Raw genomic sequence first — 21,944 nt, forward strand, 5'->3', positions numbered from 1 at the left:
TACATAGTTTTTAATAGTTAAAGCTTAAAAAGAGACAGTAATATTGACCTATAATTTTAATATAATAGCAATTTTAATGGCTAATACCGCTATTGCATATCTAATATGCTTAAATCGAATTGTTTAAAAAAAAAATTTATAAGTTACGACGTTCATATGTTTCAAAATATTATAGAAATTTTTATTCTTGCTTTAATACAAGGTGTGTCTGAGTTTTTGCCTATAAGCTCTTCAGCTCATTTAATTATTGTTTCAACTTTATATGAATTTCATTCTAGTTCGCTATTAATTGATACAAGTCTTCATTTAGGATCTCTCTTAGCAATAATATTTTTTTTTAAGCGAGAATTATTTGACCTTAAAAATAATCAGAGAATTTTGTTATTAATATTTTTTGGATCATTTCCATTAATTATCGTGGGTTATTTCATATTCAAAACAGGATTAATTGATTTATTGAGAAATATAGAAGTTATAGCTTGGACAACTTTTATTTTTGCTATTATTCTTTTTTTTGCTGATAGGAGTAGATTTGATAATAAAATTTCAAACAATTTAAATCTAAAAACAATATTGATAATTGGATTATTTCAAATATTGTCATTAATACCTGGGGTAAGTAGAGCTGGTATCACAATTACTGCAGCAAGGATTTTAAAATTTAATAGAGTAGACTCTAGTAAAATTTCATTTTTACTTTCAATTCCAGCTTTAGCTGGTGCTAGTTTTCTTAGTTTAAGTGATCTAACTTTGGAACAAATTAATTTTAACCTTCAAGTGTTAGTGGCTATAGTTTTATCTTTTATTTTTTCTTATATTACAGTTAAGTACTTTCTAATTTATATTAACAAATTTTCTATGAATGCATTTGTAATTTATAGGATCTTAATTTCATTTTTTTTGTTCTATCTAATATACTAAAGTTTTTTATTCTTAACTAATGGTAAAAGTTGAGATAGCAGAACTCCGCTCAAGATAAAGATGCATCCTAAAACATTATTAATATCTAAAATTTGATTTAACAAAAACCATGCAGCTATAGTTGCAAACACGCCTTCCAAAGAAAATATAATTGCAGCTGGAGCTGGAGTGATGTTTTTTTGTGCATAAATCTGTAGAACAAAAGCTAAACCTCCTGACAAAACACCTGCGTACAAAATTTCAATTTTTTCTTTTAAAATATTTTCTAAAATTAATTCTTCAAACATTAATGCTATAATTAAAGATAGTATTGCCACTATAAATGTCTGGATTGCTCCAATTGTAAGAGGATAATTATATTTTTTTATGATCATCCCAGTAAAAATTATATGAGTGCTCCAAAAAAAGGCTCCTAAAATAACTAGGCCATCACCAATTCTCACCGTTGTATCGTAAAAATTTGTGAGTAAATAACCACCAATTACACATAAAATTACTGAAGGCCAAACGCTCCAATGTATTTCTCTCTTATGAAGAAAAAAAACTATAATTGGAACCATTGGCACATAAAAAATAGTAAAAAAAGCAGCATTTGCTACATCAGTATAAATTAAAGCCACTTGTTGTAATGCAGAACCTAAAAATAAAGATAAACCAATTAATGTCACAAGATATAAGAAAAGTTTTTTATTTACCTGAAAAGAGGATCTAAAGTTTTTATACTCAAAAATATAAGCAAGTGGAACTATAGCAAAACATCCCACAAAAAAGCGTATTGAGTTAAAAGTAAATGGACCTATTTCATCCATTCCAGTTTCTTGAGCTATAAAGGTAGTTCCCCAAATGAAAGTGCATAGCAAAGCACTTAATAAGGACATAGTCTTAGACATTATTAGACTGCTAGTTTATATGCAAAATTTTTACCAAGATTGTCTTTTAAATCATTATTAAATCTTGCAGCTTCCGCTCCATCTATAATTCGATGATCATATGATAAAGAAATTGGTAACATGGTGCGTGTTACAAATTTATTATTCATAAAAATTTGTTTTTTTTGACTTTTACCAACACCAAGAATAGCAACTTCAGGATAATTGATTATTGGAGTAAAAAATGATCCACCAATGCCTCCTAGACTTGTTATTGTCATTGAGCCACCAAATAATTCTTTTTTATCAATTTTAAGATTTCGACATAACTCGCTTACTTGTTTTAAATCTTTACTAATTACAGAAATACTTTTGTTATTTGCATCTCTAATTTTTGGAACCATTAGTCCATGAGGAGTGTCTACCGCAATTCCAATGTGATAATATTTTTTCAAGGTCATTTTTCCATCCTCAATTTCGTCTATCGAAGAATTAAAGCTTGGAAATTTTTTTAATGATGCAACCAAAGCTTTAATAATGAATGCTAAAGGAGTAATTTTTTTTTTCTCCCCTGTATAAATATCTGTAAGTGAATTTCTAAAATCTTCTAGTTCTGTAATATCAATTTCATCGTGATTAGTAACATGCGGAATATTTGACCAAGAATTCATCAAATATGTTGAAGCTAATTTCTTTACTCTCGGCATATCTTTTGTTTCAACTTCACCAAATTCCGAATGGGAGTATTCTAAATTAATTTTTTTTGGTGATTTTTCCTCTTGAGAATTAACAGGCACATTTTGCTTATTTGAAATATAATTTTTTATATCTGCTTCTGTCACTCTGCCCCGTCTTTCACTTCCGTATAAGGCGTTAATGTTTACACCTAATTCTCTTGCAAATTTTCTTACTTTAGGCGATGCAAGAGCAAGTGAACTATTGTTAGATCTTATGGTGCTAACATTTTGACTTGGAACAACTTGATTTGGAGTATCTTCTATTTTGACATCTATTTCAGATAATGATTGTTCTTGATTTTTGATAGTTTCATTTGATTTAACTGCATTACTTGATTTACTTACTTCAATCTCTAAAATCTTTGATCCCTCTGAAATCTTATCTCCCACCTTTACTATAACATTTGTAACTTTGCCCTCTTCAGTACTGGGGATTTCAACACTAGATTTGTCACTTTCTATAGTAATTAATGGATCATTTTTTTTTATAGATTGTCCTTCTGAAACAAGAACTTCAATTACTTCCACATCTTTAAATTCCCCAATATTTGGTACTTTTAAATCAATAAGAGACATGCTTTGTTTATAACTTGGTAGGCATTGGCTTGTTTGGATCAATTTTGAATTTCTTCATCGCTTCTGTGGCGTATTTTGAGGCGATTAGTTGTTCTTTAGATAAAATACTTAAACCATAAGCAACGATGTGTTCTTTATCAACTTCAAAAAAATTTCTTAAACTTTTTCTAGTATCACTTCTCCCAAATCCATCTGTACCTAAAGAGTAAAAACTTTTTTCAACATATGGTCTAATTTGATCAGAGTTAATTCTCATATAATCAGAGGCAGCCATGATTGGCCCCTCTGTTTTTCCCAAACATTCCTCAACATAAGATTTTTTTTGTTCTTTGTTTGGATTTAGAAGATTGTATCGCTCGACTTCCATTCCATTTTTTCTTAATTCATTAAAACTTGTCACACTCCAAACTTCACTATCAATTTGATATTCATTTTGTAAAATCTCTGCACCTTTAATCATTTCTCTTAAAATAGTTCCAGATCCAAGAAATTGAATTTTTGTTTTTTTATTTTTATTAAAGTCTCTTATTTTGTACATCCCTTTTAAAATACCTTCTTCACACTTTTTATCTTTCGGCATTTCAGGATGAGAGTAATTTTCATTCATTGTAGTAATGTAATAAAAAATATTTTCTCTTTTTTCATGCATTCTTCTTAATCCTTCTCTAAAGATTACAGCTAATTCATAATGAAATGTTGGATCATAACTTATGCAGTTTGGAATAGTTGAAGCCAATACATGACTATGTCCATCTTGATGCTGTAAACCTTCTCCCGCAAGTGTAGTTCTTCCCGCTGTTGCACCAATTAGAAAACCTCTAGATTGACTGTCTGCGCCGGCCCAAGCCAAATCTCCAATTCTTTGAAAACCAAACATTGAATAAAATAGATAAATTGGGATCATTTCAATATCATGATTTGTGTATGATGTTCCTGCCGCAATCCAAGATGACATTGCACCAGCTTCGTTAATACCTTCCTCTAAAACTTGTCCTTTCTTATCTTCTCTATATGAACTTAATTGAGCAGAATCTTCTGGTTCATATTTTTGCCCTTCATGAGCATAAATGCCTATCTTTTGAAAAAATCCTTCCATACCAAAAGTTCTAGCCTCATCTGGTATTATTGGAACTAGTCGTGGGGCAACATTTTTATCTCTTAATAAATTTGTTAACATTCTTACCAAGACCATTGTTGTCGACATTTCTTTTTCACCTGTAGAAACTTTCATATTGTCAAATATATCTTTTGGAGGGGCTTTAATAGGCTTAGCAAATGTACTTCTTTCAGGAATAAATCCACCTAACTTAAGTCTTCTTTCTTTTAAGTATTTTATTTCAACAGAATTTTCATCTGGCTTATAATATTCAATATTTTTTACTTGCTCATCAGTTAAAGGTACATCAAATCGATCTCGATAATACATAAGATCATCAATATCTAATTTTTTAGTTTGATGAGTAGTATTCACACTTTCACCGGTTTTACCCATCCCATATCCTTTAATAGTTTTAGCGATTACAACCGTTGGGCTTCCTATATTTTTTGTTGCTCTATCATAAGCAGCAAACACTTTGTGGGGATCATGACCTCCTCTATTTAATCTCCAAATATCTTTATCTGATAAACTCGATACTAGTTCTCTTGTTTCTGGGAATTTACCAAAAAATTTTTCTCTAACATAAGCTCCATCTCTTGCTTTCATTGCTTGATATTCACCATCTACTGTTTCATTCATTGCTTTTACTAAGTGTCCAGTCTTATCATTTGCTAACAATGGATCCCAATATGAACCCCAAATCACTTTGATTACATTCCAACCTGCTCCTCTAAAACTTCCTTCAAGTTCTTGAATAATTTTTCCATTACCTCGAACAGGTCCATCTAGTCTTTGTAAATTGCAGTTAACTACAAAAATTAAATTATCTAATTTTTCTCTTGCTGCTAAACCAATTGCACCTAAAGACTCTGGTTCATCCATTTCACCATCACCTAAAAATGCCCAAACTTTTCTACCTTCGTCTTTAATTAAACCTCTATTGATTAAATATTTCATGTATCTTGCTTGATAGATTGCAAGCATTGGCCCAAGACCCATAGAAACAGTTGGGAATTGCCAAAAGTTAGGCATCAACCATGGATGAGGATATGATGATAAGCCTCCAGGCTTAACTTCTTGTCTAAAATTGTCTAATTGTTTTTCGTTTAATCTTCCTTCTAAATACGCTCTCGCATACATTCCAGGAGCACTATGACCTTGAAAATAAACTAAGTCTCCACCGAATTTATTATTTTTTGCCCTGAAAAAATGATTAATTCCCACATCGTATAAAGTTGCCGCTGATGCAAATGTTCCTATATGTCCACCTAATTCTGGAAATTTTTTATTAGCCCTAACAACCATTGCTGCTGCATTCCATCTAATAAATGATCGAATTCTTCTTTCGATATTCTGGTCCCCGGTAGATTTTTTTTCCTCATCAGCTGGAATGGTATTTATATAAGGGGTATTTTGAGTGTAGGGAATATTCACTCCATGCATATATGCCTTATTTATAAGTTCCTTAATTAGATAATGAGCTCTGTGATTTCCATCTTTATCAATTACTGCAGATAAAGACTCTAACCATTCTTGGGTTTCTAAAGGATCTATATCACCTTGATTTACAACTTGAATAATTTCAGGTTTTTCTGGGGTAACAATTTTATTAGTTTGAACAACATTTTCTTTTTCTTTTAATGCTTGTTCTGCTTCTCTAATTAAATTTTCAGTATCTTTAGGAATTATTTTTTCATCTTTGCTAGACGTATTTTCAGAAGCAACTGTTAAAATTAAATCATCTTTTGAGACTTTATCTCCAACTTTAATATTTAGGCTCTCGATTTTTCCCTCTAATGTAGAAGGAATCTCTACACTTGATTTATCACTTTCAATAGTAATTACAGGATCATTAAGCTTAATTTCATCGCCCTCTTTAACTAAAACTTCTATCACTTCAACTTTTTCGAAATCGCCTATGTCTGGAACTAATAATTTAGAGCTCATTTTTTTAAGAACTTATACACTAAAAAATAGATAATTATTCTTAATTTTAGACACATTTTGTGCAAATTTTTAACAATCTTAGATGAAAAATTTTAAATATGATAAAAAAATTAATATTTAAAATTTTAAAAAACAGGAATTTTAATCCACTTGATAGTCAAATTTGGATTCAAAAAATTATTTTAGAAGAAAAATTTAATAAAACTAATTTTTAGATTTTTTCTATACAAATTGCTATACCCATTCCACCCCCAATACAAAGTGTAGCACAACCTTTGGCTTTGTTTTGCCTTAACATCTCATAAATTAATGTCACTAAAATTCTTGTTCCAGACGCACCAATTGGGTGTCCTAATGCTATTGCGCCTCCATTAACATTAACTTTATTTGTATCAATATTTAGCTCTCTGATAACTGCAATACTTTGAGCAGCAAAAGCTTCATTAATTTCAAATAAATCAACATCATCTATTTTCCAATTAGCTTTTTTTAAAGCCATTCTAACCGCTTCTATTGGACCTAAACCCATTAATGATGGATCAACACCGACAGATGCCCAAGATGTAATTTTTATAAGTGGCTTTAAATATTTCTGTTTAGCCTCTTCTAAAGTTGTAAGAACAACTGCTGCTGCACCATCGTTAATTCCAGATGAATTACCAGGTGTAACTGTTCCATTTTCTTTAAAAACTGTTTTTAATTTATTTAAATCTTCGATCTTTAAGTCTTTTCTGGGATGTTCATCATTTTCTAATAAAATATTCTCTAAGTCCACTTTGACGATTTCATCGCTAAATTTATTTTGCTCTAAACTTTTCTGAGCCTTAATTTGTGATTTTAAAGCAAAATCATCTTGTTCTTCTCTTGAAATCTTATACTTCTCTGCAATATTTTCAGCTGTTACGCCCATATGGTAATTATTAAATGCATCAATTAAACCGTCAAAAACCATAGTATCTTTTAATCTGTCTTCAGATAATATCTTCTCATTTCTGTAAGATAGTGAGTGGGGTGCTAATGACATATTCTCTTGACCTCCAGAAATTACATATTTTGCTTCATTAAGCTTTAAGGATTGAAAGCCAGATATTACAGACCTTAAACCAGAACCACAAACTTGATTGACTAAATAAGCAGGTATTGATTTTGATATTCCTGCATTAATTGCAGCTTGTCTTGCAGGATTTTGCCCTGCACCAGCAGTTAAAACCTGACCCATAATTACTTCATTCACTTCATCTTTATCAATACCAGATCGATTAATAACTTCTTTAATAACTAAAGAACCTAATTGATCAGCTTTAATATCTCTTAACGAACCCTTATATGCACCAATAGGAGTTCTTGCTGCAGCTACTATTACCACTTCATTTAGTTTATTACTCATTTTTAGAATATGTTTTTTAACAAATTACATTAAAAAAGTGATAATACTATATTAATTAAAACTATTAACAATCAGCACCTCTAGCTCAATTGGATAGAGCGGCTGACTACGGATCAGCAGGTTGAGGGTTCGACTCCTTCGAGGTGCGCCATAAAATTAAAATGATAAAAAAACTTTTAAAATCCTCATTACAAAACTCAGTTGTTATTTTTTTTGCTTTTATTTTATTTATTTTATTAATTCTAACATTTGTTCTTTAGGCTTATGGAAAATAAATTTGAACAAATAAGTTTAAAACCAGGGTTCATGAAACATAATGGCGGTTTATTTTTTAGAAATATATCGGAAACTGAATATGAATTTAAGTCAACAATTAATGAAAATCATCTTAATGCAGCAGGTATAACTCATGGTGGTTATATTGCTGCTCTAATTGATGCTGGTGCTGGAACATCTGCTCATCGATCTGCAAATGGTGCTCCGTGTGTAACAATTTCTTTAGATTTAAAATTTATAGGTGCTTCAAAAACTAATGATGAAATCATTGGTAGAACAAAAATACTAAAAAAAACAAACACTTTAATATTTTTATTTTGTGAACTTTTTTGTAATGAAAAAATTATAGCTTCTGCATCAGGAATATGGAAAATTTTAAAAGTAAAACAGTCTAATTTTGGGCCAGGTGGCTAAACTTTTTTAAAAAACTGAAAATAAATTGTAGGCGATATTGCGATTAAACCAACAATCATTGAATTTAAACCTGGTGCAACAAATAATAAAGCTGCCAAACCTAAAAACCACTGTTCAAAAGATTTCAAAGGTTTTATCCAATATCCAGTAAAGGCAATCCCAATTAAACCAATACCCATTAGAGTACCCAGAACCGTTATAGTGAGTTTAATCAAATCAAAATCATTAGTGATTAAAAGCAATGATGGAGAATAAACAAAAACAAAAGGAACTAATGCCTTAGCAATTCCCAATCTAAAGGCAGTATTACCAGTTTTAAATGGGTTTGATTTTGCAATTCCAGATGCTGCATATGCTGCAAGCGCAACTGGAGGGGTAATATCAGCCAATACACCATAATAAAAAACAAAAAAATGTGCAACTAGTGGTTCAATATTTAATTGAGCAAGAGCAGGTGCTGCAACTGCAACTAAAATGATATACGTTGCAGTTGTTGGTATTCCAGCTCCCATAACTATGCAAGAGATTGCTATTAAAACTAGTGAAAAAAATAATTTTAATTGATCAAAACTAAAATATGAAATTGGCCATATATTAGAAAAAAAATTTCCTATATCTCCTGCTGTTTGTAAAACAACAAATCCCAACCTAAAACCAACACCAGTTAAAGTAACTACTCCGACAATTATTCCAACACATGTTGCGGCTGCACCAACTGCAAGAGTATTTTTAGCACCTGAAGCTAAACAGTTCCAAAGATCAATAAAGTTAAGTTTATTTTTTGGTTTTAATATTCCAACAACTACACAAGATATAATACCATATATTGCTGCAAAATCAGGAGTTCTTCCTGCTAAAATAAAATAAACTAATATTATTAATGGTAGCAATGATAACCAGTTATCTTTCATGATTTCAAAAAACTTGGGAAGTTCTTTCTGATTTAAACCCCTTAAGCCAAGTTTTTTTGCCTCCAAATGAACCATTATAAAAATTCCAAAATAATGAAATAAAGCTGGCAATAAAGCTGCTGCTAAAATATCTTTTAATGGTAATCCCAAATACTCAACCATAATGAATGCTGCTGCACCAAGTATTGGTGGTGTAATTTGTCCACCAGTAGAAGAGGCTGCCTCAACAGCTCCTGAAAAATGTGATGGATATCCAATTTTTTTCATTGCAGGAATGGTTAGTGAACCAGTGGTCACAGTATTTGCAATTGATGAACCTGAAATTGTACCCATAAATGCTGAGGAGAAAATTGCAACTTTAGCTGGCCCACCAGAATACCTACCCGCAAGCAACATTGCTAAATCAATGAATAATTTACCAAGACCCACCCTTGTTGCTAACACTCCAAATAATATAAATAAAAATACATACTGCGCCATAACTCCAACAGCTATTCCATAAACACCCTGGTTAGTAATATAGATATGATTTACGAAGCCTAACCAGCTCGTACCTCCATGCTTCAATGCTCCTGGTGCATACGGTCCAAATATTGCAAATAAAATAAATATAATACTAATAATTGGAAGTGTTGGACCAACAGATCTTCGAGCAGCCTCTAAAGTTAGCAAAATTAATACAGATCCCATAGCAACATCGATTGACTCTGGATTTCCAACTCTTGCAGCTAAAATTTCTGAAGGTAACAAAGGAAGGTATAGAGCAGATGTAACTGTTAAAATTGCAAATATATAATCTAGGAGAGAAACATTTTGAAAAGAAAACAAAGTTTTATTTGTTTCATTCTCAGTATTTTTTTTCCAACTAAAAACAATAAAAACTAATCCGATAACATAAGCAATATGAATGCCTCTATGTAAAACTTCTCGAACTAAACCAAAACCAGATGCCCAAAAATGATAAAGCGACATTGAAACTAAAATGGTAGTGACAATAATTGATAATTTTGGTCCTAATTTTCTAAATGATAACTGAGGATCATATTTTTCCTCAAATTTTTTTAAATCTTCAATTGATGTTGAATTTTTTTCCATAAAAAAACCCTGGATTAATTAGAAATCCAGGGTTTGTTTTTATCTTAGTTATTTTATTAAGCCAGCCTCTTTATAAAAACGCTCTGCTCCAGGATGCAAAGGAACCCCAACTCCAGATAATGCAGTATCTGGTGTAATAGTTTTTCCTTTTGCATGACCTACATCCATAAGTTTTCTTGATTCCTTATTCCATAATGCTTTAGTAATATTATAGATTAAGTCATCATCTTCTTTTGCAGATGTAAACCACTGTGCACCAACTGCTACCGTGTTTGTAGTTCCAACATTTTCATATGTTCCACTAGGAATAGCACTTTGTGAGAAGAAGCCATACTTGTCAGTTAATTTTTTAGCACCTGCTCCATCAATTGGAACAAGTTTAATATCAACTGCTGATGCTAATTCAACGATAGCACCTGTTGGATAACCAGCAACAACAAATATTGCATCAACTTTACCATTTCTTAAAGCATCTGTTGCAGCATTTCCTTTTAGAGCTTCCGCTTTCACATCTTTTTCTGAAAGTCCATTAGCCTCTAAAATTAATAATGCATCAACATATGTACCAGAACCTGGTTCATCTAGAGATACTCTTTTACCTTTAAGATCTTTAACAGAATTAATCTTATTTTTTTTAAGAGTTACTAGGTGAATATGTTCTTCAAATAAAGCTGCAATTGTTCTTAAATCTTTTGCAGGTTCTTTACCTTCCATTGTTCCAGTACCTGTGTAAGCCCAATAAGCAACATCTGACTGAGCAAAACCTGAATTTCTTAGACCTGATAAGATTGCATTAACATTATCAACAGATCCTCTTGATGAAACTGCAGAAGCAATCAACCCTTCAACTCCACAACTTCCACCTTTACCACACTCTCTTGATCCTGGTGGTTTTGATATAGCATTAGCTATCATACCTCCAACCGGATAATACGTATATGCCGTTCCACCAGTTCCAATTGTAAAAAAAGTTAATTCATTTGCTATTGATTTAGCTGAAAAACTTCCAATTAAAAAAAGAGTGATAACTAATTTACTAAATATTTTTTTAAACATCTAAACTCCTTTATAGTTATTGTTTCTTAGAAATTAACTTACATCAGTTAAGAAATTTTCTAAACTAAATCTTTGATGTTTTTAAATTGTTCCAAAGCTCTGGGATTTGCTAATGCTTCTTTATTTTTTATAGGATTATTATCTATAATATTTTTTACAGCTAATTCCACAATTTTACCACTTTTTGTCCTTGGAATGTCATTTACAACTATTATTTTACTAGGAACATGTCTTGGAGATGCATTTTTTCGGATGTCTATTTTAATTTTGTTTATAAGATTGTCAGTTAATTTGTATTTTTGATTCATCACTACAAATAAAATAATTCTTACATCGTTGTTCCATGCTTGACCCACTACAATAGATTCTTTTATTTCTTTGAATTTTTCAACTTCAAAATAAATTTCAGCAGTGCCAAGTCTAACTCCACCTGGATTTAAAGTAGTGTCAGATCTTCCATAAATAACAAAACCATTATTTTTTTTCTTTTCAGAATAATCTCCATGATGCCAAGTATGTTTGTATTTATTAAAATAAGCTTCTTTAAACTTTAAATTATTTTTGTCATTCCAGAATTTTATAGGCATTGACGGAAAAGGTTTTTTACATACCAATTCACCTTTTTTGTTAAATATTGACCTCCCTTTTTCATCAAACACATCAACATCCATACCTAGACCCTTATTTTGAATTTCACCACAATTCACAGGTTGGTACAAATTTCCCAAAACAAAACACGAAACAATATCTGTACCTCCAGAAATAGAAGCTAAATGAACATTCTTTTTAATATTATTATAAATATATTTAAAACCATCATTTGATAAAGGAGAGCCTGTAGAGCAAATTGTTTTTAATTTCTTTAATTTATATTTAAATCTAAGTTTTGGTTTTGCTTTTTTTAATGCATCAATATATTTTGCACTAATACCAAAGAGGGTTACTTTTTCTTTATTTGCAATTTTTAATAGTAATTCTTCACTTTGATACATTGGAGATCCATCAAAAAGCACTATTGAAGCTTTAACTGACAGCACACTTACAAGCCAATTCCACATCATCCACCCACAAGTTGTAAAATAAAAAACATTATCACCTTCTTTTATATCACAGTGAAGTTGGTGCTCTTTTTTATGCTGAATTAAAACCCCTCCAGCTTTGTGACAAATACATTTTGGCTTACCCGTAGTTCCACTTGAATACAAAATTGCCAATTCATGTTCAAAGTCAAATTTTTTAAATTTATTTATAATTAAGCTTTTTTTATTTTTTATCTTTTTTAAAAAATTTATTTTTACCTTTTTAAATTTATTTTTATTAGTTAAATTTTTTTGACCAGGGTAATTAACGATAATTACTTGACTTATGGATGGAATTTTTTTTAAAATCTCAGTAAGACGATTTATTATATTTATTTCTTTTCCATTATAAAAATATTTATCAGTTATAAATAATATTTTTGGTTTAATTTGAGAAAATCTCTCTACAACACCTTTTGCTCCAAAATCTGGAGAACAGGATGACCATATAGCACCAATGGCTGAAGTAGCTAAAAATGCCTCAACTGTTTCAATTATATTTGGCATATAAGCACATACTCTGTCACCTTTTTTTATACTAACACTAATTAAAAAGCTGATAATTTTATTTATATTTAAATTAAGATCTTTCCAGCTTCTCTCTTCTCTAAAACCGTTTTCACTTATAAAAGTTGCAGCTTTGTCATTATTGTTTTTCGATAATAAATTTTCTGCAAAATTTAACTTTGATTTTGGTAAAAACAAATTTTTAAAAAATGTTTTAGATTTTTTAATCTTATTTTTTCCTTTCGTTCCTTTTATTTTAGAAAAATCCCAGAACAAGTCCCAAAAATCTTCAGAATTTTTTACAGACCAGTCATGAATTTCATTATAATTTTTTCTAAATTTTTTGTTTAATTTTTTTGAAATATATTTTTCAAATCGAAAAATTTCAGAATTTAAAATGGTTTTTTTATTTGCTTTCCAAAGTCTATTAGTCATTTAATTAATAAGAGTAAAAAATATTGAATTTATCACTACTATTTTAAAAATTTTAATTATTATACTTAAAATGAGAACATTTAACCTGTCGATTCGGCCTTGTTTTAGTCTATTTTTGTTCTTTAACGGTAACAATATCTAGTATTAGAAAAAAAAGATATACCAATCATAGATATGACAAAAAATAAAATCACAGCAGTTCTTGGACCAACCAACACTGGCAAAACACACTTAGCAATAGACACTATGCTTTCATTTGATAGTGGAATGATTGGTTTTCCATTAAGACTTTTAGCACGAGAAGTTTATGACAAGGTAATTAAAAAAATAAGCCTAGATAAAGTTGCTTTGATAACAGGTGAAGAGAAAATAATTCCATCTAACGCAAAGTATTTCTTATGCACTGTTGAATCAATGCCAATTGATAAAGATTTAGAGTTTGTTGGTGTTGATGAAATTCAAATGTGTGCTGATCATGAACGTGGGCATATCTTTACTGATCGATTGTTAAACATGAGAGGCACCAAATTAACAATGTTAATGGGATCAAGCACAATAAAAAAAATTATTTCTAAATTAAATGATGATGTTGAATTTATAAATCGCGAACGATTATCAAAGCTTACTTATGCAGGTCATAAAAAGATTTCAAGAATAAATAGAAAAACCGCAATAATAGCTTTTTCAGCTGAGGAAGTTTATGCAATAGCAGAATTAATTAGAAGGCAGAAGGGTGGTGCTGCAATTGTTATGGGATCCCTTAGTCCAAAAACTAGAAATGCCCAAGTTGAATTATATCAATCAGGAGATGTAGATTTTTTAGTTGCAACCGATGCCATAGGAATGGGTATCAACATGGATTTAGATTATGTATATTTTTCAAATTTAAAGAAGTTTGACGGAAAAAAACTTAGAAAACTTAACTTATCTGAAATAGGACAAATTGCAGGTAGAGCTGGCAGATATCTTAATGATGGAAGCTTTGGAATTACAGGAGATTGTAAGGAAATAAATGCAGAAGAAGTAGATTTATTAGAAAACCATAAATTCGAAGAGATAAGAACTTTATTTTGGAGAAATGCAAATCTGAATTTTAACAATCCTCGTAGTTTAATAAAATCTTTAGAAGAAAAACCTCAAAGAGAATGGTTAAGAAAAATTCATGAATGTGAAGATGAAAAGGCTTTAAAATTTTTTCTAAGAGATAAAAATCTTGAAAATATAGATTTCGATAGCAAAAAACTCAGTCTTCTTTGGGAATGTTGTCAGATACCAGATTTTGTTAAAAAAACATACGGAAATCATTATGAGGTAATTGAAAATGTTTTTAAATTTTTATCTAGTGAAAAAGGCAAAATAACTGATGAATTTATGAGATTGCAGCTTATGAAGTTGGATAAATTAGAGGGAAATGTAGATTCTTTATCAAATAGAATTGCAAATGTGAGAACTTGGTCTTATGTTTCAAATAAAAATAATTGGATCGAAAATCAAGAATATTGGATAGAAAAAACAAAACTCTTAGAAGATAGACTTTCAGATAGACTTCATGAAGAACTTACAAAAACTTTTATTGATAAAAGAGCAAGTATTCTTGCAAGAGGTTTAAAACAAGATATGGAATTTAAAACTGAGATATTAGAAAATAATGATGTCAAAATAGACAATCAATTCATTGGCAAAATTAATGGATTAAAACTTGAGCTTGATCTCAAAAAAGGTGCTCTTGAAACTGATATAAAGTCTCTAAAAAAAGCAGCAAGACAATCTATAGGACCAGAGTTAGAAAAAAGAATTCAAAACATAATTGATACTGGGTTAATTGAGCTTAAAGATGATTTCAAAATCTATTGGAATAATTTTGTAATAGCTAAACTTACATCTGGTCATGATTATTTAAGCCCAAATATTGATTTAGTTGTTGATGATATTCTTGAACAAGACCAAAAACAAAAACTAAATTTGTTTATTAAAAAATGGTTAAAAAATAAAATCGATACAGTTTTACAAAGTTTAGTAGATTTAAAAAATCTTAAAGAAAAAAAATCTTCAATAAAAGCACTAGCTTATCAATTGTATGAAAATAATGGTGTATTAAAAAGAGAGAATGTATCTGATTATTTAAAAAATTTAGAACAAGTTGATAGAAAAATTTTAAGAGATTTAGGTGTCAAATTTGGAAGATATCATATTTTTTTATATAAATTGATTAAACCTGAGCCTGTAACTATTCGAACTTTGTTATGGAAAAATTATCATCAAAAATATTTTAAGCTTAAACCTCCAACCTTTGGATTAAATTTCATTGATGACAATGATAATAAAAATAAAAATTTTATGCTATTATGTGGTTTTGAAAAGTTTGATAACTTTTTTGTAAGAATTGATATTTTAGAGAGATTATTTATGCAAATAATTAATTCTGGATCTGAGGAGAATAAAGAAATTAAATTAGTACCAGAAATGCTAAATCTTCTAGGATGTAGTAAAGATAATTTCAAAAAATTAATCATAAAAATGAACTATAAAGTTACAGAAAAAGAAGGTGAAATATTTTTTAGATATTTGCCTAAGAAAAAATTTAAAAAAACAAAAAATCAAAAAATAAAAACAGAAAATCCATTCGGGGTGCTTAAAAATTTAAATTTAAATTAGAAATGTTTTTTAACAAAAAAGATAAACAAGAAAATTCTACTAATTTAATAAAGGTCGGTGCGCTACTTATCCATACTGCTAAAATAGATGAAAATTATTCTGCTGAAGAAGAGGAAATCATCAAGAAAACACTTCTTGAACTTGGAGCAGAAAGTAATGATTTAAATGAATTAATAACTAAAGCAAAACAATATGAAGAGAACTCTAATCAAATATTAGACTTTACAAGAGAGATAAAAAATCTTGAAGAGACTGATAAAATTAAGATTATAAAATCACTTTGGAAGATCATTTACTCAAATAAAGACGCTGATATTTATGAAACAAATTTAATGAGAAGACTTGCAGGGTTGCTTTACATTGATAGTAAAGTAATGGGGGATATTAAAGAAGAAATTAAAAAAGAAAATTTGTAATGACTTATATCGTAAACGACAAATGCATAAAATGTAAATTAATGGATTGTGTTGAAGTCTGTCCAGTTGATTGCTTTTACGAAGGTAAAAATATGCTTGTAATTAAACCGGATGAGTGTATAGATTGTGGCGTTTGCGAGCCTGAATGCCCAGTTGATGCCATCACTGCTGATACTGAACCTGGCAGTGAAAAATGGTTAGAGATCAATAAACAATACTCTGAAATCTGGCCTAACATAAGTGAAAAAAAAGATCCACCATCGGATCATGAAAAATTTAAAAATGAGCAAAATAAGTTTGAAAAATATTTTAAAGAAAACCTTTAAAAAAGACTCTCCTAAAAAAAAAACTAAAAAAGTAACAAAAAAAGTCGCTAAAAAAGTTGCGAAAGCAAAAAAAGTTTTACCTAGGAAAACTGCAAACAAAACTACTAAAAAAAAAACTATATCTAAAACAAAAAAAGTTGAGAGTAAAAAAGTAGCTAATAATGTTACCCAGACTGCAGAGGTTAAAACAGATAATTTAAGAATTTCAAAAAGTAATGAAGTAAAACCTGAAATCAAAAAAGTTAAAAAGCAAGAGACTGAAAAAAAAGAATATAAAGTTAAAGATTACGTTGTTTATCCAAAGCATGGAGTTGGTCAAATTACTGAATTTAAAAAGATTAATATTGGTGGGATTGACGTCGAAACTTATGTGATAAAATTTGAAAAAGATAAAGCTAATGGAATGGTTCCTGTGAATAAACAATCACATCTTAGACCTCTAGCCACAATCAACCAGGTTAATAAATGTATTTCGATTTTAAAAAGTAAACCAAAAATCAAAAGATCAATGTGGAGTAGAAGAGCTCAAGAATATGAAGCAAAAATTTCCTCAGGAAAAATATATGAATTAGCTGAAGTAGTAAGAGATCTAAACAAAGGTGATGATCTTATGGTTGATCAATCTTACAGTGAAAGACAATTATTTGAAAAAGCTTATGAAAGAATTTTATCAGAATTTCAAATTGTTCTTGGAGTTTCTTTAGAAGATACACAAAAAAAATTGGATAAAGCTCTTAAAAGAAATTTAGGCGGTACACCACAACCTGCTCCTGTAGCACCAAAGACGACTACAGAATTGCCAACAGAAGAGCCAATTGGTGACACTGACGAAACTGATCCTATAGACGAATAAAAAAAAACGCCTCTCACACAAAAAGTTATGAGAAGCGTTTTTTGTAAAGATAACTAAGTGACTATCTTCTTCTTTTTTTAGCCTTCTTTTTAGCTTTTTTCTTAGCTTTTTTCTTAGTTTTCTTTGCCGCTTTTTTTCTTTTCTTAGGCATCTTTAGCTCCCTTATTTAGTTAAACGAATCAAGTTGATTCGTTGTTAACTTATTTTTATTTTTTTAAACAAGTTATGTCAAATCATTAATTAAAAACAAAAATTTACAAAAATAAAAATAAAAATTTAAAAAAAAATTAAATTTAACTTAATTCTCTTTGTTAAAAAAAGTTAATGTTTATGCGTTAAATAACTAATTATATTTTATTTTATTAATAAAGATTTTCTAATTCTTTTTTATATTCTTTAATAATTTTAAATCTTTTTAATTTTAATGTGGGCGTCATATATCCATTTTCAATTGAAAATTGATTATCAATAATAAAAAATTTTTTTATTTTTTCTATTTTACTTAGTTGTTTATTTATTTTTTCTATTTCTGCTTCAATAATTTTATTATCTATATCTTTAAAATTGTTATTGATTACTATTAGAGCAACTAAAAAAGGTTTGTTGTCACCATAAACTAATGCTTGTTCTATAAATTCTATTTTTGTTAATTCACTCTCTATTTTAACAGGCGAAATATTATCTCCACCAGGGGTAATCAAAATATCTTTCTTTCTATCTGTAATTTTGAGAAATCCATCTTCCAATATCCCAATATCACCAGTGTGTAACCATCCATTTTTAATAACATTGTTTGTCTCTAAAGTATTATTCCAGTAGCCCAACATTACATTTTCACCCTTAACCAATATCTCACCATCGTCTGCAATTTTTACATCATTTCCCTCAAATGGAGGGCCAACAGTATCTATTCTAATATCATTAATAGGATTGCAACTCACAACAGGTGATGTTTCTGTTAAACCATAACCTTGTAAAGTTGGTAATCCAATTGAATTTAAAAATACACCAACATTATAATCTAGAGCACCTCCTCCAGATATAAATGCTTTTAAATTTCCACCAAATTGAGATTTTATTTTTTTTCTTACCAATTTATCACAAACTAAATTTATAAATTTTTCATAGTTTGATAAATTTTCTTTTAAAAAATTTTTTCTTCCAATTTGTAAAGTTGAATTTATCAAAAACTTTTTTACACCTGTTGCTTTTTTAAAAGTTGAAGATATTTTTTGATATAAATTTTGATAAAATCTTGGCACTGCTGTCATTATATCTGGATTACAATCATTCATATTCTTGACAAGTTTATCTATACTTTCAGCATAAAAAATTCTTGCACCTACTGCTATTTGAACAAATTGTACTGTGTGTTCATATGAATGAGATAATGGCAGCCATGTAAGAAACTTGGGTTTGGTAGTTATAATTTCTCGGAGTAGTTTTGATGAACCTTCACAATTATTAAGAATACCTCCATGACTTAGCATCACGCCTTTGGGTTTCCTTGTGTACCAGATGTATAAATTATACATGAAATATCTTTTCTACTTATATCAATCTCTTTTAAATTCTTTTCTTTCTTATAGGTTCTTCTAAAAATTTCTTCTATATAAGTAACATTTTTATCTTCTATATTTTCAAAACTAATAACTTTTTTAATGAAAGAATATTTATTTATTAAATTATTAATTTTTTTAAATTGAATAGCATCAGAGACAATAACCACTGAAGGTTTACAATCTTCAATTAAAAATTCATAATCTCTTTCAACATAAGTTGTATAAGCAGGTACAGTTATTCCTTTTGATAACATTATGGCCAAGTCTGAAATCAACCACTCTGGTCTATTTTCTGAAATTAATAAACACCTATCATTATGACTAATATATTGATCAAGAAAAAATGAAAAATTTTGAATAGCATCATACGTTTGTTTCCAAGTAAAATTTAAAGTTTGGTTTTTTAGTGATTGTAAAAAAATTTCATTTTTATTTTCTAATTGATATCGATCAAAAAATAACTCTAAAAGGTTGTTATAATTCTCTAATTTCATAATTTTTGGTGGGCGAAGAGAGAATCGAACTCTCACTTCTTGCGAAACACGATTTTGAGTCGTGCGCGTCTACCAGTTCCGCCATTCGCCCTTATATAAAAATATAATTTAAATAGTATAAGAACTATAATTATATTAAAAAACAAAAAAATGTTTACACAACTTTATAATAAATGTCTTAAGTTAGCTGCTCATAAGAACTCTAACTATTTTTTAGGTATTATTTCTTTTTTAGAAAGTTCTTTTTTTCCAATCCCGCCAGATGTGATGATTGCACCCATGGCGATTGCAAAAAAGAAAGATTTTTTAAGAATTTTTTTAATAGCAACAATTTTTTCAGTTTTAGGTGGGATTTTTGGTTATGTACTTGGTGCCTTTTTTTTTGATTTCGCAATGACTATTGTTGAGTTTTATAATTACCAAGAAAAAGTGAATAACATAAAAAATGCTTTAGCTGAGGGAAGTGGATTTTATACATGGTTAGCTATTTTATTTTTAGCAGGATTTACTCCGCTACCTTATAAAGTTTTTACTATCACAAGTGGTTTGATCGGCTTTAATTTAATAGTTTTTATTTCTATAAGTCTTATTTCACGAGGACTTAGATTTTTTATAGTTTCCTACTTATCAGCAAAATTTGGGGATGCTTTTACGGACTATATGAACAAACATGGACAAAAATGGTTTACTATAACTGGCATCATTATAGTAATTATTGGAGCAATAATTTATTTGTTAAAAAAATTTCATGTTTAGTTTAACAAAACAACATTATTTACAAATTTTATTTACATTAAGCTGTTTGATTTTATTGTCGGCCTTAATTGTTGAATATGTTCTTGGCTATCAACCCTGCAATTTATGTATAATTGAAAGAATTCCATATGGACTTGCTATAATCATTTTAATTTTAAATAATTTTTTTAAGAAAGATCAATTATTTCATAATATTCTATTAATATTAGTGTTTTCATTTTCAATCATCATTTCAATATACCATTTTGGTATAGAGCAAGGTTTTATAGAAGAATCCACTGTATGCGCATCACAAAATATTGATTTGATGACTAGAGAACAAATTTTAAATTCATTAAAAGAATTAAATATTAGCTGCAAAAATGTAGCATTTAGGATTTTTGGTTTATCACTTACAACGTATAATTTATTTGCTAGCGTATTAATGTTAATAATGTCACTTAAAATTTTATTACTTACTAATAATCATGATATCAAAAAATAAAATTGAAGAATTTATTCGTGTAGATCACGCTGGTGAGAGGGGAGCTGTCAAAATATATGAAGGTCAACTTCTTGCTTTAAATACCTTAGTTAAAGACGAAAAATTAAAAAAGATAATTGAGGAAATGAAAGTTCACGAAAAAGAACATTGTGAATTTTTTGAAAAAGAGATTAAAAAAAGAAATATAAGACCAACCAAATTTTTACCTTTATGGGATTTGCTAGGTGTTACTCTAGGTTTTGGTTCCACACTTCTTGGAAAAAAAGCTGCAATGCTTTGCACTGCTTCAGTTGAAGAAGTAATTGATAAACATTATCAAAGTCAAATAAATCAATTAGACAAAACAGAAAAAGAATTAAAAAAAAATATAACTAAATTTAGAGAGGACGAACTGCACCACAAAGATATAGCATATGAAAAAGGTGCAACTAAAAAAGGTTGTTATTCAATCCTCGATAAAGTTATTAAAACTGGATCTAAAATTGCAATTAATATTTCTGAAAAAATCTAAACTTTTTTAATTTTCTAGCTCAACATCCCAATATAAATAATCCATCCAACTTTTGTGCAAATAATTTGGAGGAAAATGTTTTCCGTTTTTATGCAAATCTTCCGTGGATGGTTGAAATGGATGTTGATTTAATTTCATTCCAGAAAACTTAAGAAGTTTTCCACCTTTTTTCACATTACAAGTAGAACAGGCTGTTACAACATTATCCCAATTTGTTTCCCCACCTTTAGATCTAGGTAACAGATGATCAAACGTTAACTCTTCTCCACTTCCGCAGTATTGGCATGAAAAACGATCTCTTAAAAATACATTAAATCTCGTAAAGCTTGGTTTAGTTTGAGGAACTATATAACTTTTCAATGCTATGACACTTGGAAGCTTCATTTCAAAAGATGGACTTCTAATTTGTCTATCATAGTTACTAACAATAACTACACGATCTAAAAAAACAGATTTGACCGCATCCTGCCAAGACCAAAGAGAAAGTGGATAGTAACTTAAAGGTCTATAATCTGCATTCAATACAAGTGCAGGACATTTTTCAAGTGAAACACTTTGCTCAACAAAATCATTCATTA

17 protein-coding genes, 2 tRNA genes and 1 pseudogene are annotated in these 21,944 nt (G+C 29.2%); 10 read left to right on the top strand and 10 right to left on the bottom strand.

Going from position 1 to position 21,944, the window contains the following annotated elements; translation table 11 throughout:
* Window positions 1–105 precede the first annotated feature (105 nt).
* Complete coding sequence (locus tag ACTTAU_RS00730; protein ID WP_438304610.1) at window positions 106–921, top strand: undecaprenyl-diphosphate phosphatase; 816 nt, start codon at window positions 106–108, stop codon at window positions 919–921.
* Here ACTTAU_RS00730 and ACTTAU_RS00735 read toward each other — a convergent pair.
* The 4 genes from ACTTAU_RS00735 to ACTTAU_RS00750 form a co-directional block, all read right to left on the bottom strand.
* Window positions 918–1,799 carry a DMT family transporter gene (locus ACTTAU_RS00735; protein ID WP_440632899.1) on the bottom strand — a complete coding sequence of 294 codons (882 nt, stop codon included), beginning with the start codon at window positions 1,797–1,799 and terminating at the stop codon, window positions 918–920. The two genes, ACTTAU_RS00730 and ACTTAU_RS00735, sit on opposite strands and share 4 nt — an antisense overlap.
* A gap of 14 nt (window positions 1,800–1,813) precedes the next feature.
* Window positions 1,814–3,103, bottom strand: a complete 1,290-nt coding sequence (locus ACTTAU_RS00740) for a 2-oxo acid dehydrogenase subunit E2 (protein ID WP_438304612.1) — start codon at window positions 3,101–3,103, stop codon at window positions 1,814–1,816.
* Between the two features lie 7 nt (window positions 3,104–3,110).
* The gene (gene aceE, locus ACTTAU_RS00745; protein WP_438304613.1) at window positions 3,111–6,149 is read right to left on the bottom strand and encodes a pyruvate dehydrogenase (acetyl-transferring), homodimeric type; all 3,039 of its coding nucleotides are present in this window, start codon (window positions 6,147–6,149) and stop codon (window positions 3,111–3,113) included.
* A gap of 211 nt (window positions 6,150–6,360) precedes the next feature.
* The gene (locus ACTTAU_RS00750) at window positions 6,361–7,536 is read right to left on the bottom strand and encodes an acetyl-CoA C-acetyltransferase (RefSeq protein ID WP_438304614.1); all 1,176 of its coding nucleotides are present in this window, start codon (window positions 7,534–7,536) and stop codon (window positions 6,361–6,363) included.
* Window positions 7,537–7,610: 74 nt separating this feature from the next.
* On the opposite strand from ACTTAU_RS00750, the gene ACTTAU_RS00755 reads away from it, so the two are divergent.
* Both ACTTAU_RS00755 and ACTTAU_RS00760 read left to right on the top strand, forming a co-directional pair.
* A tRNA-Arg gene (locus ACTTAU_RS00755) sits at window positions 7,611–7,687 on the top strand.
* Window positions 7,688–7,800: 113 nt separating this feature from the next.
* Entirely contained in the window at window positions 7,801–8,226 is a 426-nt protein-coding gene (locus ACTTAU_RS00760) for a PaaI family thioesterase (RefSeq protein WP_438304616.1), read from the top strand.
* Here ACTTAU_RS00760 and ACTTAU_RS00765 read toward each other — a convergent pair.
* Genes ACTTAU_RS00765 through ACTTAU_RS00775 form a run of 3 tightly spaced genes read right to left on the bottom strand, consistent with a single transcriptional unit; the run spans window position 8,223 to window position 13,309 of the window.
* Window positions 8,223–10,232: a TRAP transporter permease gene (locus tag ACTTAU_RS00765; protein ID WP_438304617.1), complete on the bottom strand. Its 2,010-nt coding sequence runs from the start codon at window positions 10,230–10,232 to the stop codon at window positions 8,223–8,225. The genes ACTTAU_RS00760 and ACTTAU_RS00765 overlap by 4 nt on opposite strands.
* A 48-nt stretch (window positions 10,233–10,280) precedes the next feature.
* Entirely contained in the window at window positions 10,281–11,288 is a 1,008-nt protein-coding gene (locus tag ACTTAU_RS00770) for a TAXI family TRAP transporter solute-binding subunit (RefSeq protein WP_438304618.1), read from the bottom strand.
* A gap of 59 nt (window positions 11,289–11,347) precedes the next feature.
* The gene (locus ACTTAU_RS00775) at window positions 11,348–13,309 is read right to left on the bottom strand and encodes an acetoacetate--CoA ligase (RefSeq protein ID WP_438304619.1); all 1,962 of its coding nucleotides are present in this window, start codon (window positions 13,307–13,309) and stop codon (window positions 11,348–11,350) included.
* A gap of 174 nt (window positions 13,310–13,483) precedes the next feature.
* Between ACTTAU_RS00775 and ACTTAU_RS00780 the strand changes: the two genes are divergently transcribed.
* The 4 genes from ACTTAU_RS00780 to ACTTAU_RS00795 are packed head-to-tail and all read left to right on the top strand — an operon-like array spanning window position 13,484 to window position 17,559.
* Window positions 13,484–15,964 carry a helicase-related protein gene (locus ACTTAU_RS00780; protein WP_438304620.1) on the top strand — a complete coding sequence of 827 codons (2,481 nt, stop codon included), beginning with the start codon at window positions 13,484–13,486 and terminating at the stop codon, window positions 15,962–15,964.
* A 2-nt stretch (window positions 15,965–15,966) separates the two neighbouring features.
* Complete coding sequence (locus ACTTAU_RS00785; protein WP_438304621.1) at window positions 15,967–16,380, top strand: TerB family tellurite resistance protein; 414 nt, start codon at window positions 15,967–15,969, stop codon at window positions 16,378–16,380.
* A complete protein-coding gene (gene fdxA / locus ACTTAU_RS00790; protein WP_085114846.1) occupies window positions 16,380–16,706 on the top strand; it encodes a ferredoxin FdxA in 327 nt (108 codons plus the stop codon). The genes ACTTAU_RS00785 and fdxA overlap by 1 nt, the downstream gene beginning before the upstream one ends.
* On the top strand, window positions 16,648–17,559 hold the full coding sequence (locus tag ACTTAU_RS00795; protein ID WP_438304622.1) for a CarD family transcriptional regulator: 912 nt from the start codon (window positions 16,648–16,650) through the stop codon (window positions 17,557–17,559). The genes fdxA and ACTTAU_RS00795 overlap by 59 nt, the downstream gene beginning before the upstream one ends.
* Before the next feature lie 362 nt (window positions 17,560–17,921).
* On the opposite strand, the pseudogene ACTTAU_RS00800 reads toward ACTTAU_RS00795, so the two are convergent.
* Window positions 17,922–19,615: pseudogene (locus ACTTAU_RS00800) on the bottom strand (AMP-dependent synthetase/ligase).
* Window positions 19,616–19,621: 6 nt separating this feature from the next.
* Window positions 19,622–19,706: transfer RNA gene (locus ACTTAU_RS00805), tRNA-Leu, on the bottom strand.
* A gap of 59 nt (window positions 19,707–19,765) precedes the next feature.
* On the opposite strand from ACTTAU_RS00805, the gene ACTTAU_RS00810 reads away from it, so the two are divergent.
* Genes ACTTAU_RS00810 through ACTTAU_RS00820 form a run of 3 tightly spaced genes read left to right on the top strand, consistent with a single transcriptional unit; the run spans window position 19,766 to window position 21,366 of the window.
* Window positions 19,766–20,371, top strand: a complete 606-nt coding sequence (locus ACTTAU_RS00810) for a YqaA family protein (protein WP_438304623.1) — start codon at window positions 19,766–19,768, stop codon at window positions 20,369–20,371.
* The gene (locus ACTTAU_RS00815) at window positions 20,364–20,855 is read left to right on the top strand and encodes a disulfide bond formation protein B (protein WP_438304624.1); all 492 of its coding nucleotides are present in this window, start codon (window positions 20,364–20,366) and stop codon (window positions 20,853–20,855) included. Before ACTTAU_RS00810 ends, ACTTAU_RS00815 begins: the two co-directional genes overlap by 8 nt.
* Entirely contained in the window at window positions 20,839–21,366 is a 528-nt protein-coding gene (locus tag ACTTAU_RS00820; protein ID WP_438304625.1) for a demethoxyubiquinone hydroxylase family protein, read from the top strand. Before ACTTAU_RS00815 ends, ACTTAU_RS00820 begins: the two co-directional genes overlap by 17 nt.
* 6 nt (window positions 21,367–21,372) lie before the next feature.
* Here the strand turns inward: ACTTAU_RS00820 and ACTTAU_RS00825 are convergent, their stop codons facing one another.
* On the bottom strand, window positions 21,373–21,942 hold the full coding sequence (locus ACTTAU_RS00825) for an HNH endonuclease (protein WP_438304627.1): 570 nt from the start codon (window positions 21,940–21,942) through the stop codon (window positions 21,373–21,375).
* Window positions 21,943–21,944 lie beyond the last annotated feature (2 nt).

Origin of the sequence: Candidatus Pelagibacter sp. HIMB1505, assembly GCF_052047915.1 — a bacterium.
Taxonomy (GTDB): domain Bacteria; phylum Pseudomonadota; class Alphaproteobacteria; order Pelagibacterales; family Pelagibacteraceae; genus Pelagibacter; species Pelagibacter communis_A.

What these genes read in the sequence shown, in the direction of transcription:
- ACTTAU_RS00730 (WP_438304610.1), top strand. Translation starts at nt 106, where the DNA reads ATGCTTAAATCGAATTGTTTAAAAAAAAAATTTATAAGTTACGACGTT.
- ACTTAU_RS00735 (WP_440632899.1), bottom strand. Translation starts at nt 1,799, where the DNA reads ATGTCCTTATTAAGTGCTTTGCTATGCACTTTCATTTGGGGAACTACC.
- ACTTAU_RS00740 (WP_438304612.1), bottom strand. Translation starts at nt 3,103, where the DNA reads ATGTCTCTTATTGATTTAAAAGTACCAAATATTGGGGAATTTAAAGAT.
- aceE (WP_438304613.1), bottom strand. Translation starts at nt 6,149, where the DNA reads ATGAGCTCTAAATTATTAGTTCCAGACATAGGCGATTTCGAAAAAGTT.
- ACTTAU_RS00750 (WP_438304614.1), bottom strand. Translation starts at nt 7,536, where the DNA reads ATGAGTAATAAACTAAATGAAGTGGTAATAGTAGCTGCAGCAAGAACT.
- ACTTAU_RS00760 (WP_438304616.1), top strand. Translation starts at nt 7,801, where the DNA reads ATGGAAAATAAATTTGAACAAATAAGTTTAAAACCAGGGTTCATGAAA.
- ACTTAU_RS00765 (WP_438304617.1), bottom strand. Translation starts at nt 10,232, where the DNA reads ATGGAAAAAAATTCAACATCAATTGAAGATTTAAAAAAATTTGAGGAA.
- ACTTAU_RS00770 (WP_438304618.1), bottom strand. Translation starts at nt 11,288, where the DNA reads ATGTTTAAAAAAATATTTAGTAAATTAGTTATCACTCTTTTTTTAATT.
- ACTTAU_RS00775 (WP_438304619.1), bottom strand. Translation starts at nt 13,309, where the DNA reads ATGACTAATAGACTTTGGAAAGCAAATAAAAAAACCATTTTAAATTCT.
- ACTTAU_RS00780 (WP_438304620.1), top strand. Translation starts at nt 13,484, where the DNA reads ATGACAAAAAATAAAATCACAGCAGTTCTTGGACCAACCAACACTGGC.
- ACTTAU_RS00785 (WP_438304621.1), top strand. Translation starts at nt 15,967, where the DNA reads ATGTTTTTTAACAAAAAAGATAAACAAGAAAATTCTACTAATTTAATA.
- fdxA (WP_085114846.1), top strand. Translation starts at nt 16,380, where the DNA reads ATGACTTATATCGTAAACGACAAATGCATAAAATGTAAATTAATGGAT.
- ACTTAU_RS00795 (WP_438304622.1), top strand. Translation starts at nt 16,648, where the DNA reads ATGAAAAATTTAAAAATGAGCAAAATAAGTTTGAAAAATATTTTAAAG.
- ACTTAU_RS00810 (WP_438304623.1), top strand. Translation starts at nt 19,766, where the DNA reads ATGTTTACACAACTTTATAATAAATGTCTTAAGTTAGCTGCTCATAAG.
- ACTTAU_RS00815 (WP_438304624.1), top strand. Translation starts at nt 20,364, where the DNA reads ATGTTTAGTTTAACAAAACAACATTATTTACAAATTTTATTTACATTA.
- ACTTAU_RS00820 (WP_438304625.1), top strand. Translation starts at nt 20,839, where the DNA reads ATGATATCAAAAAATAAAATTGAAGAATTTATTCGTGTAGATCACGCT.
- ACTTAU_RS00825 (WP_438304627.1), bottom strand. Translation starts at nt 21,942, where the DNA reads ATGAATGATTTTGTTGAGCAAAGTGTTTCACTTGAAAAATGTCCTGCA.